Below are 12,840 nucleotides of genomic sequence, written 5' to 3'. Positions count from 1 at the left end.
ATGCCCGAGTTCTCGCTCGATCTGAACGAGGAGCAGCGGGACCTCCGCGACTGGGTGCACGGCTTCGCCGCCGACGTCGTGCGCCCGGCCGCCGCGGAGTGGGACGCCCGCGAGGAGACCCCCTGGCCGGTGATCCAGGAGGCGGCGAAGATCGGCCTCTACGGCTTCGAGTTCCTCGCCAACACCTGGGCCGACCCGACCGGGCTGTCGCTGTGCCTGTCCAACGAGGAGCTCTTCTGGGGCGACGCCGGCATCGGCATGGCGATCTTCGGCACCAGCCTGGCCGTTGCCGCGATCTACGCCTCCGGTACGCCCGACCAGATGCTCGAGTGGGTCCCGCAGTGCTTCGGCGACGCGTCCGAGCCGAAGGTCGCCGCGTTCTGCACCACCGAGCCGGAGGCCGGCTCCGACGTCGGCTCGATGAAGACCCGGGCCCGTTACGACGAGGCCGCAGACGAGTGGGTCATCAGCGGCCAGAAGGCGTACGCGACCAACGGCGGCATCGCCAACGTGCACGTCGTGACCGCCAGCATCGAGCCAGAGCTGGGATCCCGTGGGCAGGCGGCGTTCGTCGTGCCGCCCGGTACACCGGGACTCAACGGCAGCAAGAAGCTCAAGAAGCTCGGTCTGCGCGCCTCCCACACCGCCGACGTGTTCCTCGACGACGTGCGGGTGCCGGGCCGGTGCCTGCTCGGCGGCAAGGACGCCCTCGACGCCCGGCTCGCCCGTGCCCGTGAGGGTCGCAAGGCGCAGGGGCAGGCCGCGATGCGCACGTTCGAGCTGTCCCGGCCGGCGGTCGGGGCGCAGGCGCTCGGCGTGGCCCGCGCCGCGTACGAGTACGCGCTGGACTACGCGAAAGGCCGGGTGCAGTTCGGCCGGCCGATCATCGAGAACCAGGCGATCGCGTTCGCCCTCGCCGACATGCGCATGGAGATCGACGCCGCGCGCCTGCTGGTGTGGCGGGCCGCCTGGATGGGGCGCAACAACCGCCCGTTCGAGGCCGGCGAGGGTTCGATGAGCAAGCTCAAGGCCGGTGAGGTCGCCGTCGCGGTGACCGAGAAGGCCGTGCAGATCCTCGGCGGGGCCGGCTTCCTGCGGGAGCACCCCGTCGAGCGCTGGTACCGCGACGCCAAGATCTACACGATCTTCGAGGGCACCAGCGAGATCCAGCGCCTGGTCGTCGCCCGCGCCATTTCCGGCACCTATATCCGCTGACTACGGCGGCGGCCCTCTGCCAGGGGTCGCCGCCGTTGCAAAGGGGAGACATGGACACGCCGTTCATCCTGCGCACGATGGCCAGCCGGAAACTGCTGCACCCCGGCAGTCCCGCAAGGATCGTCCGGCAGCTCAACGCGCTGCGCCGCTGGGGCTTCGGCCTCTACGGCGAGATGCGTTCCACCGCGGCCCGCGACCCCGACCGGGTCGCGGTCGTCGACGAGGACCGCCAGATCACCTACGCCGAGCTCGACCTGCGCGTCCGCCGCCTCGCCAACGCCCTGCGGGCCGAGCACGGGGTCCGCGCCGGCGACCGGGTCGGCCTGCTGTGCAACAACTCCGCCGGCATGGTCGAGGCGATGCTCGCCCTGATCGCCCTCGGCGCGCAGGCCGTCCTCGTCAACACCGGCCTCGGCAACACGCAGCTGGAGGCGGTGGCGCACGACCAGTCCCTGACGCTGCTGGTGCACGACGACGACCTGCTCGGCATGCTCGCCGCGGTCCCGCCGCACCTGCCGAGGCTGGCGATCTCCAAGACCGCCGGGCTGATCCACCGGGCACCGTCCTCCGAGCTCGAACCGCCCGCCGACGCGGGATGCGTGGTCGTGCTGACGTCGGGCACGACCGGTGCGCCCAAGGGTGCCCGCCGGCGCAACCCCGCAAGCCTCGGCCCGCTCGCGTCGGTCGTCTCGCGCATCCCGCTGTACGCCGGCGAGCGGATGTTCGTGGCCGCGCCGCTGTTCCACACGTGGGGGCTGGCCGCGCTGCAGCTGTGCCTGGCGCTGCGGGGCACCATCGTCGTCGCCCGCCGCTTCACCCCGCAGTCCACCGTGGACGCCGTGCGGGCCACCGGAAGCACGTCGCTGTTCGCGGTGCCGGTGATGCTGCAGCGCCTGCTGGAGGCGCCCGCGCCCATGCCGACGCTGCGGGTCGTCGCGACGTCGGGCTCGGCGCTGACCGGCCCTCTCGCGTCGCGGTTCATGGAGGCGTACGGCCCTGTCCTCTACAACCTGTACGGCTCCACCGAGGCGTCCTGGGCTTCCATCGCCACGCCGGACGAGCTCCGGGCCGCGCCCGGCACCGCGGGCCGCCCGCCGCACGGCACCCGGATCGCGATCCTGTCCGACAGCGGCACCGAGCTGCCGACCGGCGTCATCGGGCGGATCTTCGTCGGCAACGACATGCTCTTCGAGGGGTACACCAACGGCACCGGCCGCGAGTCGCACGGCGACCTGCTCGGCACCGGCGACCTCGGCCACCTGTCCGCCGACGGCCTGCTGTTCGTCGACGGCCGCGAGGACGACATGGTCATCTCCGGCGGTGAGAACGTGTACCCGGCGTCGGTCGAGGACGTGATCGCCGAGCTGCCGCAGGTCCGCGAGGTGGCGGTGGCCGGGGTACCGGACGAGGAGTGGGGGCAGCGGCTGGCGGCGTGGATCGCCCTGTACGACGGCGAGTACGTCGACCCGGACGCGGTGCGGGAGTACGTCCGGCACCGGCTGGCCCGCTTCTCTGTGCCACGGGACGTGTACTTCGTCGCCGCGCTGCCCCGCAACGCGACCGGCAAGGTCGTGCGCCGCCAGCTCTACACCGACTGAGGCTTACGGGTACAACGTCAGCTCCGGCACCGTGACCAGCGCGATGAGCTGGTCGACGTCGAACGGGGCCTGCTGCACGCCGGGCTGGTCGCCGCGCGCGGTGACGAACAGCATCGTGCCGTCGGGGCGCACGGACCACACGTCGATGGCCCAGTTGTCCTGCGGTGGCACCGGATAGGTGCGGATCAGCAGCTGGGCGCCGTCGTGGACCTCTCCACGGCAGGTGTACTTCGTCGACTGCTGGATGCCGCACTGCTCGTCGACGAACTCGCGGTAGTGCGCCGGGGTCTGCTCGCTCGCCCGCAGCGTCACCGCCAGCCCGCCGCCGGGGACCGCGAGGCCCGCGCTGTAGCCGACCACGCTTGTGGGGTCCGTGACGAACCGGGCCGGCAGCGGCTCTCCGCCGCGCATGTTGGTGAACGTGATGTCCGGGAACCGCTCGGTGAGCAGCGCGGTCAGCGTGGCGTCGAGCCGGGCGAGCGCGGCGCCGCACTCCTCCCGCACCGGCACCAGCGGGGCGCCGCCACCGACGACCACATTGCCGGTCGCCACCGGCGTGACGCAGGCGACCGGCGCCAGCGACGAAGTCGCCTTGGTGGCGGCCGCGGTGGCCGGTGGGGCCACGCCGGGGCTTTGCCCGGGTGCCGTACGGCGCAGGTACTGCGGCACCACCAGCACCGCGGCGGTCAGCGCGACCGCGACCGCGATCCCGGTGACCGAGTGCAGGCGGCGGGTGCGGCGGCGCTCGCCGGTGATCAGCTGGTCGACGTCGATGCTCGTGGGCGGTGGGTGCTCGGTGGCGGCGAGCATGGCCTGGGTCAGATCCACAACGGGTCTCCCTCCTTGAGGCCGGCCCGCAGCGACTCCAACGCCCGGGCGGCCTGGCTCTTCACGGTGCCCTCGCTGCAGCCGAGCGCCTGCGCGGTCTCCTCGACGGACAGGTCGCAGAAGTACCGCAGGACCAGCACGGCCCGGCGGCGCGGGGGCAGCCCGGCGAGGAGGGAGAGCACGTCGAGCCGCTGGTCGGCGTCGGCGGTGGCGGCGGGCCGGTCCGGCAGCCGGTCGGTGGACGACTCGCGCCGCCAGGGGCGCCGCCGCTCGTCCAGCCAGGCGGACATGAGCATGCGTCGCACGTACGCGTCGCGGTGCTCCATCACCGCCGCGCGCCTCCAGTGCCGCAGCAGCTTGACCAGCACCGTCGACGTCAGGTCGTCGGCCAGGTGCCAGTCGCCGCACAGCAGGTAGGCGGTCCGGCGCAGGCGGTCCAGGTTGCCCGCGACGTAGTCGCGGTAGGCCTGCTCGGTCGGCATCCGTGCTCCCTCCCCGTTCGGGTTCACCGGGAGAACGGAGGCCGCACCGCGCGGGGTTGCCTCTACTTCGAGGGAATCAGGACCTGGTCGTGCAGCGCGGCGAGGGCGATGTCGGTGCGGTGCTGCTCGCCGTCGAACGTGACGCCGTCGACGAGGCGGTACGCGGCCGCGCGGGCCTCGGCCAGGGTGTCGCCGACGGCGGTGCAGGTCAGGACCCGGCCGCCGCTGGTGACCAGGGCACCGTCGGCGCGGCGGGCGGTGCCGGCGTGGATGACGCCGGGGACGCCGTCGGCGCCCGTGATGACGTCGCCCTTGCGGGCCGACTCCGGGTAGCCGGCGCTGGCCATGACCACGCACACCGCCGAGCCCGGCCGCCACGCCAGCGGCGGGTCCTCGGCGAGCTGCCCGACCGCCGCGGCGTGCAGGACACCGGCCAGCGGTGTCTCCAGCCGGGCGAGCACGACCTGGGTCTCCGGGTCTCCGAAGCGGCAGTTGTACTCGATGACCTTCGGCCCCTCAGCGGTCAGCGCGAGGCCGACGTACAGCACTCCGGTGAACGGGGTGCCGCGGTGGCGCATCTCGGCGAGGGTCGGCTGGACCACGGTCGCCATGACCTCCTCGACCAGCCCGGCCGGGGCCCAGGCGAGCGGCGAATACGCGCCCATGCCGCCGGTGTTGGGGCCGGCGTCGCCGTCGCCGATGCGCTTGAAGTCCTGGGCCGGCTGCAGCGGCACGGCGGCCGTGCCGTCGGTGACCACGAACAGGGAGACCTCGGGACCGGCGAGGTACTCCTCGACGACGACCCGCTCGCAGGCGACGCCGTGTGCGAGGGCCTCGTCGCGGCTGTCGGTGACGACGACGCCCTTGCCGGCGGCGAGACCGTCGTCCTTCACCACGTAGGGCGCGCCGAACGCGTCGAGCGCGGCGGCCAGCTCCGCCTCGGAGGTGCAGACGAACGAGCGGGCGGTGGGCACGCCCGCCGCCCGCATCACGTCCTTCGCGAACGCCTTCGAGCCCTCCAGCTGCGCCGCCGCCTGCGACGGGCCGAAGCAGGGGATGCCCTTCGCGCGGACCGCGTCGGCGACCCCGGCCACCAGCGGCGCCTCCGGGCCGACCACGACGAGGTCGACGGCGCGCTCCACCGCGAGCGCGGCGACGGAGGCCGGGTCGAGCGCGTCGACCTCAGCGTTCGCCGCGATGGCGGCCGTGCCCGGGTTGCCCGGGGCACAGATCAGGTCGGTCACGGCGGGGTCGGCGGCCAGGGCCGCGGCGATCGCGTGTTCACGACCACCGGAGCCGAGCAGGAGTACGCGCACGCGACAGATTAAATCAGGCTGTGCCGCACCACGTTCTCGTCACGGCCTGGACCCACCCCGACGATCGACACGCGGGTGCCCGCGAGCTCCTCGATCCGCTCGATGTAGCGCTGCGCGTTGGCCGGCAGGTCCGCGAACACGCGCGCCTTGGAGATGTCCTCCCACCAGCCGGGGAGCTCCTCGTAGACGGGGGTCGCGTGGTGGAACTCGGTCTGCGTCATCGGCATCTCGTCGGTGCGCTTGCCGTCCACCTCGTACGCCACGCAGATCGGCACCTTCTCCAGCCCGGAGAGCACGTCGAGCTTCGTGACGACCAGGTCCGTGATGCCGTTGAGCCGGGTCGCGTACCTGGCGACGACCGCGTCATACCAGCCGGTGCGCCGCTCCCGCCCGGTCGTCGTGCCGTACTCACGGCCGATCTTGCGCAGGTGCACGCCGAAGTCGTCGAACAGCTCGGTGGGGAAGGGACCGGAGCCGACACGCGTCGTGTATGCCTTGGTCACGCCGATCACCTGCGTGATCGCGGTCGGCGGCACGCCCGCGCCGACGCAGGCGCCGCCCGCGGTCGGGTTGGACGACGTCACGAACGGATACGTGCCGTGGTCCATGTCGAGCATCGTCGCCTGGGCGCCCTCGAGAAGGACCGTGCGGCCCTCCTCCAGGCCCTTCCACAGCACCTGCCGGGTGTCGGTGATGTAGGGCCGCAGCCGCTCCGCGTAGGTGAGGTACTCCTCGACCGTCGCGTCGACGTCGATCTCCTTGCGGTTGTACACCTTGAAGAGGACCTGGTTGCGCTCGCGCAGCACGATCTCGAGCTTCTTGCGCAGGATGCCCGGGTCGAGCAGGTCCTGGACCCGGATGCCCATGCGGGCGACCTTGTCGCCATAGGCGGGGCCGATGCCACGGCCGGTCGTGCCGATCCGCGACGAGCCGAGGTAGCGCTCGACGACCCGGTCCAGGGCACGGTGGTGCGGCATGATGAGGTGTGCGTCACCCGATATCATCAGGCGGGACACATCGACGCCGCGCTCCGCCAGACCGTCGATCTCGATCAGCAAGATCTTCGGGTCGATCACGACCCCGTTGCCGATGACGATCGCCGCGTTGGGCCACAGGGCCCCCGACGGCATCAGGTGCAGGGCGAATTTCTGTCCGTCCGGCGTCACCACGGTGTGACCCGCGTTGTTGCCGCCGGAGTAGCGCACGACGTAGTCGACGTCGCCGCCAATCATGTCGGTAACCTTGCCCTTGCCCTCGTCGCCCCACTGAGCGCCGATGAGCACGATCGCTGGCATCGTCTGTTGCCCTCTCCAAAGGGTCGGGCGCCCCAGCGGGTCGCCCGGGGTGCCAGGCTAACAACCGCGTGAAAGGCAGGTTGACAACGGTGGTCGACGTGGTGATGCTCGCGCTCGGCGAAGGCACGTCCTGTGCCTGCGAAAACGGCGCGTGCGGCACGCGTACCCCTATTCTTGCCTGTCGCGACGCGCTGCGCACCGCAAGCGTCCAGGTCGAGACGGTTGTCGCACACACCGACACGGAGATCGACGCCGCGCTCAAGGCGCTCCCCGACGTGCGGCTGATCGTGGCCACCGCCGCCGATGGGCAGCTCCGGGCGGTCATGCGGCGCCTGGTCAGGATGTATGCGCCGGCGCCCAGCAAGCGGTCGCTCTCGCAGGAGGCGATCCCGGACGACCGGACCCTGCCGGACCTGCCGCCGATCGGCGTGCTGCCGCTGGGCCCGGACTCGACCGACCTGGTCAGCCGGCTCGGCCTGCCCCGCACCCCGGCGGACATCGCCGCGGCGGTCCTGGGCGGCAACGTCCGCCGCCTCGATCTGCTGCGCAACGACGCCGGCTCGGTCACTCTCGACGGGGTCCTGGTCGGCGGGGTCGACGCGAGCGGCTCGGCCAGCACCTACCTGGCCCGGGTCGAGGTCGACGACACCGTCCTCGCCGACGGCACCGAGCCGGTGCTCATGTCGGTGGTCGCCAACGCCTCGCGGTATGCGACGGTCGACGGCCTCCCGCTGGTCCTCTCGCCGGACATGAGCGACGGCATCATCGACGTGGCGGTCGCGGTGCCCCGGGCGTCCCGGTCGCTCTTCCGCCGCCCCCGCGTCGAGATCGAGGTCCGCCGCGCGCACGGGCGCGCGGTCGCGATCACCCCCCGCGTCGACGTCCCCTTCGTCGACGACGGCGCCGAAGGCACCCTCACCAGGAAGCGCTCGTGGTGGATGGAGCGCTCCGCCTGGGCCGTCTACGTGCCCTGACGGCGCCACCTTCGCATACGGTGCCGACTCGCATACGGTGGGAGAGCGCGGGAGGGGAACAGCTGTGAACGACGCACTCTGGCCGCCCGACGAGATCATCTCGGGCCGGCGCACCGAACGACCCGTCACCACGGGCCCGGTGCGGCCCACCGACGACGACCTGGAGCAGGACGACACCACGCCTTCGGACGATCCTGCCCCGCCTGCCGGGGATGGCCGGACGGACGCCCGGCCGGCGGTCGAGCAGGTCGGGTCGCCGTGGTCGCAGCCGCCGGGGCGGGTGGGTCTCGGCAGGTCCGGGCAGGCCTCCGGGCATCAGGGTGACGGCGGGCCGCCCGGGCCGTGGCTCGTGCCGTCGCCGGCCGATGACGACCAGCCCGACGAGACGGTCCAGCACGGCCAGCCGGTGCCGCACGTGCCGGTCTCCGGCGCTCCGGTCCGGTCGCCGGTCTCCGGGCCTGCGGCGGTGCCGATCTCGGGCTCCACCGCCATCCCGATCTCCGGCGCCGCCGCCATCCCTGTCTCGGGCGCCGGCCCGATCCCCGTCTCGGGCGCGGGGCCGATCCCCGTCTCAGGCGCCGGCCCGATCCCCGTCTCGGGCGCGGGGCCGGTTCCGGTCTCAGGCGCGGGGCCGGTTCCTTTGCCAGGTCGCAACGAGATCTCGATGCCGGGGGCGAACGCTCTCCCGACCAACGGCGTGCCCGTGCCGCTGCCTCCGGGAATGCATCCTCCGCAGCCGGCAGCGCCACCGCCGCCCGCGCCACCGGCACCGCCCACGCACGCGACGCCGCCCGCGCCGCCCACCTACGCCGCGCCGCCCACGCACGCGGCGCCGCCCGCGCCACCGGCGTACCCCACACCGCACTCGCACGCCGCGCCGCCGACGTATCCGGCACCGCCTGCGGCACCACCAGGGCCGCCGCACTCGCACGTCGCGCCGCCAGGGGCGCCGCCCGCATATCCGCCGTATGGCGCGCAGTCCGGGCATGCCGCTCCGCCCGGATATCCGGGGCCGCCCGCAGCGCCGCCCGTCGGGGCGTTCAGCCCGCACCGGAGGCGCCGCCGGCGTTCCAGGCGCCCGGCGTACACCATCCGCAGCCTGGGACCGGGGTGCCCGGGGAGGTGGCGCCGCCGCTGCGGCACAGGCCGCCGACCGAGCCGCCGCCGGTGTCGAGCTGGTCCGACGGGAGCACGCCGACCGCCGAGGAGTTCTCGCGGCGCCGGCAGACCCGGCCGGTCGATCCGGTTGCCGTCCGCGGCGTGCGTGGCGTGGTGTCCAAGGGGACGCTCGGCATGGTGTCGCTCGGGCCGGGGCGGCGGGAGCTGGAATACCGGCACGACGTCGACCTGGTGCGGCGCAACTTCGGCGGGCTGCGGCAGGTGACCGTGGTCAACCCGAAGGGCGGCGCGGGCAAGACCGTCGCGGTGCTGCTGCTGGCGATGACGTTCGGGCAGAAGCGCGGCGGATACGTGCTGGCCTGGGACAACAACGAGACGCAGGGCACGCTCGGCATGCGGGCGCAGCAGGACTTCCACACCCGCACGGTGCGTGACCTGCTGCGTGACCTGGACCACTTCCAGGGTGCGCAGGGGCGGGTCGGCGACCTGTCGCAGTACGTGCGGGCGCAGGGCGAGGGCATGTTCGACGTGCTCGCCAGCGACGAGTCGGCGACGGCGGGCGAGATGCTCACGGCGCAGTCGTTCGGGGAGATCCGTGACGTGGTCAGCCGTTTCTACAAGCTGATCGTGGTCGACACCGGCAACAACGTGCGCGCGGAGAACTGGCAGGCCTCGATCGACGCGACGGACCAGCTGGTGGTGACGATGTCGGCGCGCAACGACTCCGCGGAGACGGCGTCGAGGATGCTGGACCACCTGGAGCAGCACGGCCGGCAGCGGCTGGTGCGGCAGGCGGTGACGGTCGTGTCGATGCCGCCGAGCCGACGCCACCTGGACGTGCCGGCCATCACCCGGCACTTCGCGGCGCGGACCAGGACGGTGCTGCTGGCGCCGTACGAACGCTTCATCGACTCAGGAGAGCCGATCCGCTACGCGGGCCTGACCTCCGCCAGCCGCGACGCCTGGTTGAAGGTCGCCGCGGCCATCTCGGAAGGGCTGTAAGGGTCAGCGAAGCGCAGCGGTGGCGGCGGGGTCGCTGTCGTTGAGGAACTGGGCGCAGCGCTCCGCCTCCTCCTGCTCGCCGATCACCTCGGCGGCCAGGCCGAGCGCGTTCAGCGCCCGCAGGAAGCCCCGGTTGGGTTCGTGCGACCACGGGACCGGCCCCGCGCCGCGCCAGCCGCTGCGGCGCAGCTGGTCGAGGCCGCGGTGGTAGCCGGTGCGGGCATAGGCATAGGCGGCGACGGGCTCGCCGTCGGCGAGGGAGATCTCGGCAAGCTCGGCCCAGGCGGCGCTGAACGCCGGGTGGGCCGCGGCGACATCCTTGACGTCCTTCTCGGAACCGGCGGCGGCGGCGAGCTTCGCGGCGGCCTCAGGCTCGGCGGGAAGCAACGTCGGTGATGGCTGTGGCAGCAGGTTCTGCATGCAGCCATTCAACCAGGTTGGCTGAACGGTGGAGGGTACGTCCCGCGACCGGGGGGTGTGCCCGGTTCGGGCAGGTACTAGAAAGGGAAGTCCGGAGCCTCCCCAGGACCCGGTTACGCGATGGCCCGATCTTCATGGTCGGGCCATCGCCCTTTCCTCGCCCCTGCGGGGAGCCGACGGAAACGCCGTAGGGCTGGCAAGATGACCTCGTGCCCACACCGCCCCCGCCAGACGTGGTAGCGCTGCACGATCACTCGCCGGAAGAGATCGAGTCGCCGGAGGAACTGCTGTTCCACCTGAGCACCGGCTCGCTGGCGACCAAGATCGTGCAGGGTCTCGACCTGTCCGCCGTCGACCTGTCCGCCGTGGACGTGCAGGACACCCTGTTCATCGGGTGTCACTTCGCGGCCCTGGACGCCGTCGTCGATCTGTTGCTGCGGCGGGCGGTGGTCGTCCCCGAGTTCGCCGGCGTGCCGTATCCGACGCACCCGTCGCAGCTGTACGTGCCGGACGACCTCTCCGCCGGGTTCGACTCCGACGGGTTCGCCGGCATGTTCGACACGCTGGTCTACGAGCACTTCCGCTCGACCGGCGGGGCGACGCCGGAGATCCGCGAGGCGATCGCGCAGCGGATGCACGACTCCGGCATCGACAATGCCCTGGCGAATGTCACCGCCGGCTGGATCGGTGCCCGCGGCCCGGCCGCCGCGGTCGGGATCATGGGCGGTCACGCCGTGCTGCGCGGCGCGGCCGACTTCCGCGCCGCCGCCGAGCTCGCGTGGCGGCTGGCCCGCACCGACCGCCTGGTCGTGACCGGCGGCGGGCCGGGCGTGATGGAGGCGGCCAACCTGGGCGCGTTCCTGGCCGACCGCCCGCTGGACGTCCTCACGGACGCAATCGACCGGCTGTCGGTGGCGCCCGACTTCCACGACCACGACCCCTTCACCAGGGCCGCGCTGGACGTCCGTGCCGCGTTCGCCCAGCCGGTGCCGCCGACGCCCGACTCGGTCGCGCCCGCGGACCAGGTGGCCGTCGACCCGGTGACCTGGGCCCGGCGGGGCGGCCTGGCGATCCCGACGTGGCTGTACGGGCACGAGCCGGCCAACCTGTTCGCCGCGAAGATCGCCAAGTACTTCTCCAACGCCATCCGCGAGGACACAATCCTGCGCCTGTCCCGCGGCGGCATCGTCTTCGCGCCGGGCATGGCGGGCACGGTCCAGGAGATCTTCCAGGCCGCCACGAAGACGTTCTACGCCACCGACGGCGTGAGCGGCCCGTTCGTGTTCCTCGGCGTGCGGCACTGGACCGAGCGCCTGCCGATCCGCGGCCTGCTGGAGCCCCTGCTGGCCGCGTCGCCGGTCGGTGACCTGCGCGAGCTGCTGCACGTCACCGACGACGTCGCCGAGGCCGCCGAGATCCTGACCACCTGAGACATACGAAAAGGCCCGGCCCACGGTGGGCCGGGCCTTTCGCGGTGGAGCTACTTGGACAGCGTGGTGCCGGTCGAGCGGAGGTGCTCGCAGGCCTCGACGACGCGGGCGGACAGGCCGGCCTCGCCCGCCTTGCCCCAGGCGCGCGGGTCGTAGGCCTTCTTGTTGCCGACCTCGCCGTCGACCTTCAGCACGCCGTCGTAGTTGGTGAACATGTGCGCGGCGACGGGGCGGGTGAACGCGTACTGCGTGTCGGTGTCGATGTTCATCTTCACCACGCCGTAGTCGAGGGCCTCGCGGATCTCCTCGAGGAGCGAGCCGGAGCCGCCGTGGAAGACCAGCGAGAGCGGCTTGTCCTTGCCGTACTTGGCGCCGACCGCGTCCTGGATGGTCTTGAGGATCTCGGGGCGGAGCTTGACGTTGCCCGGCTTGTAGACGCCGTGGACGTTGCCGAACGTCAGGGCGGCCATGTAGCGGCCCTTCTCGCCGAGGCCGAGCGCCTCGACCATGGCCAGGCCGTCCTCGACGGTGGTGTAGAGCTTCTCGTCGATCGCGCCGACGACGCCGTCCTCTTCGCCGCCGACGACGCCGACCTCGATCTCCAGCACGATCTTGGCCGCGGCGGTGAGCGCCAGCAGCTCCTCGGCGATCTGGAGGTTCTCACCCAGCGGCACGGCCGAGCCGTCCCACATGTGGGACTGGAACAGCGGGTCCTGGCCCTTGGCGACGCGCTCCGCCGAGATGGCGAGCAACGGCCGGACGAACTTGTCGAGATTGTTCTTCGGGCAGTGGTCGGTGTGGAGGGCGACGTTGATCGAGTACTTCTTCGCGACTTCCTGGGCGAACGCGGCGAAGGCGACCGATCCGGTGATCATGTCCTTGACGGTGGGGCCGGAGAGGTATTCGGCGCCACCGGTGGAGACCTGGATGATGCCGTCGCTCTCCGCATCGGCGAAGCCGCGCAGCGCCGCGTTCAGCGTCTGCGACGACGACACGTTGATCGCCGGGTAGGCGAACGCGCCGGCCTTGGCGCGATCGAGCATCTCGGCGTAGACATCGGGAGAGGCGATGGGCATGACGGCGCTCCTTGGCTGTTTGGATCGTGCGGTGTTTGGAGCCGGGCGTGCGCGGCTCGTCGAGGACCGCGCTGTCCTGCAACGG

At 72.4% G+C, this 12,840-nt stretch carries 11 protein-coding genes and 1 pseudogene; 5 read left to right on the top strand and 7 right to left on the bottom strand.

What is annotated here, in order from left to right; all coding sequences use genetic code 11:
- Both OHA72_RS08650 and OHA72_RS08645 read left to right on the top strand, forming a co-directional pair.
- The gene (locus tag OHA72_RS08650; protein WP_327007309.1) at window positions 1–1,215 is read left to right on the top strand and encodes an acyl-CoA dehydrogenase family protein; all 1,215 of its coding nucleotides are present in this window, start codon (window positions 1–3) and stop codon (window positions 1,213–1,215) included.
- Window positions 1,216–1,265: 50 nt separating this feature from the next.
- Window positions 1,266–2,813 carry an AMP-binding protein gene (locus OHA72_RS08645; protein ID WP_327007308.1) on the top strand — a complete coding sequence of 516 codons (1,548 nt, stop codon included), beginning with the start codon at window positions 1,266–1,268 and terminating at the stop codon, window positions 2,811–2,813.
- A 3-nt stretch (window positions 2,814–2,816) separates the two neighbouring features.
- On the opposite strand, the gene OHA72_RS08640 is transcribed toward OHA72_RS08645, so the two are convergent.
- The 4 genes from OHA72_RS08640 to OHA72_RS08625 all read right to left on the bottom strand — a co-directional run bounded on the left by OHA72_RS08640 (window position 2,817) and on the right by OHA72_RS08625 (window position 6,734).
- Window positions 2,817–3,641 carry a hypothetical protein gene (locus OHA72_RS08640; RefSeq protein WP_327007307.1) on the bottom strand — a complete coding sequence of 275 codons (825 nt, stop codon included), beginning with the start codon at window positions 3,639–3,641 and terminating at the stop codon, window positions 2,817–2,819.
- Window positions 3,632–4,123, bottom strand: a complete 492-nt coding sequence (locus OHA72_RS08635; RefSeq protein ID WP_327007306.1) for a SigE family RNA polymerase sigma factor — start codon at window positions 4,121–4,123, stop codon at window positions 3,632–3,634. Before OHA72_RS08635 ends, OHA72_RS08640 begins: the two co-directional genes overlap by 10 nt.
- Window positions 4,124–4,185: 62 nt before the next feature.
- Window positions 4,186–5,439, bottom strand: a complete 1,254-nt coding sequence (purD, locus tag OHA72_RS08630; RefSeq protein WP_327007305.1) for a phosphoribosylamine--glycine ligase — start codon at window positions 5,437–5,439, stop codon at window positions 4,186–4,188.
- An 8-nt stretch (window positions 5,440–5,447) separates the two neighbouring features.
- On the bottom strand, window positions 5,448–6,734 hold the full coding sequence (locus OHA72_RS08625; protein WP_327007304.1) for an adenylosuccinate synthase: 1,287 nt from the start codon (window positions 6,732–6,734) through the stop codon (window positions 5,448–5,450).
- Between the two features lie 89 nt (window positions 6,735–6,823).
- Between OHA72_RS08625 and OHA72_RS08620 the strand changes: the two genes are divergently transcribed.
- Window positions 6,824–7,708: a diacylglycerol kinase family protein gene (locus tag OHA72_RS08620; RefSeq protein ID WP_327007303.1), complete on the top strand. Its 885-nt coding sequence runs from the start codon at window positions 6,824–6,826 to the stop codon at window positions 7,706–7,708.
- Between the two features lie 315 nt (window positions 7,709–8,023).
- Here the strand turns inward: OHA72_RS08620 and OHA72_RS08615 are convergent, their stop codons facing one another.
- Complete coding sequence (locus tag OHA72_RS08615) at window positions 8,024–8,200, bottom strand: hypothetical protein (protein WP_327011989.1); 177 nt, start codon at window positions 8,198–8,200, stop codon at window positions 8,024–8,026.
- Between OHA72_RS08615 and OHA72_RS08610 the strand changes: the two are divergent.
- Window positions 8,199–9,829 (top strand): annotated as a pseudogene (locus tag OHA72_RS08610) (MinD/ParA family ATP-binding protein). The gene OHA72_RS08615 and the pseudogene OHA72_RS08610 overlap by 2 nt on opposite strands.
- Before the next feature lie 3 nt (window positions 9,830–9,832).
- On the opposite strand, the gene OHA72_RS08605 reads toward OHA72_RS08610, so the two are convergent.
- Complete coding sequence (locus OHA72_RS08605) at window positions 9,833–10,249, bottom strand: DUF3151 domain-containing protein (protein ID WP_327007302.1); 417 nt, start codon at window positions 10,247–10,249, stop codon at window positions 9,833–9,835.
- A gap of 209 nt (window positions 10,250–10,458) precedes the next feature.
- On the opposite strand from OHA72_RS08605, the gene OHA72_RS08600 reads away from it, so the two are divergent.
- Entirely contained in the window at window positions 10,459–11,679 is a 1,221-nt protein-coding gene (locus tag OHA72_RS08600) for an LOG family protein (RefSeq protein WP_327007301.1), read from the top strand.
- 50 nt (window positions 11,680–11,729) lie between these two features.
- Here the strand turns inward: OHA72_RS08600 and fbaA are convergent, their stop codons facing one another.
- Window positions 11,730–12,755, bottom strand: a complete 1,026-nt coding sequence (gene fbaA, locus OHA72_RS08595) for a class II fructose-bisphosphate aldolase (protein WP_327007300.1) — start codon at window positions 12,753–12,755, stop codon at window positions 11,730–11,732.
- Between the last annotated feature and the right edge of the window lie 85 nt (window positions 12,756–12,840).

The sequence above is a fragment of the Dactylosporangium sp. NBC_01737 genome, assembly GCF_035963215.1.
Lineage (GTDB): Bacteria > Actinomycetota > Actinomycetes > Mycobacteriales > Micromonosporaceae > Dactylosporangium.
This window is presented reverse-complemented; position numbering and strand designations above follow the sequence as displayed.

Bases quoted from the DNA above. Each gene is read 5' to 3' on its own strand.
- OHA72_RS08645 (WP_327007308.1), top strand. From the start codon at position 1,266: ATGGACACGCCGTTCATCCTGCGCACGATGGCCAGCCGGAAACTGCTG.
- OHA72_RS08605 (WP_327007302.1), bottom strand. From the start codon at position 10,249: ATGCAGAACCTGCTGCCACAGCCATCACCGACGTTGCTTCCCGCCGAG.
- OHA72_RS08625 (WP_327007304.1), bottom strand. From the start codon at position 6,734: ATGCCAGCGATCGTGCTCATCGGCGCTCAGTGGGGCGACGAGGGCAAG.
- fbaA (WP_327007300.1), bottom strand. From the start codon at position 12,755: ATGCCCATCGCCTCTCCCGATGTCTACGCCGAGATGCTCGATCGCGCC.
- OHA72_RS08635 (WP_327007306.1), bottom strand. From the start codon at position 4,123: ATGCCGACCGAGCAGGCCTACCGCGACTACGTCGCGGGCAACCTGGAC.
- OHA72_RS08650 (WP_327007309.1), top strand. From the start codon at position 1: ATGCCCGAGTTCTCGCTCGATCTGAACGAGGAGCAGCGGGACCTCCGC.
- OHA72_RS08615 (WP_327011989.1), bottom strand. From the start codon at position 8,200: ATGGCGGTGGAGCCCGAGATCGGCACCGCCGCAGGCCCGGAGACCGGC.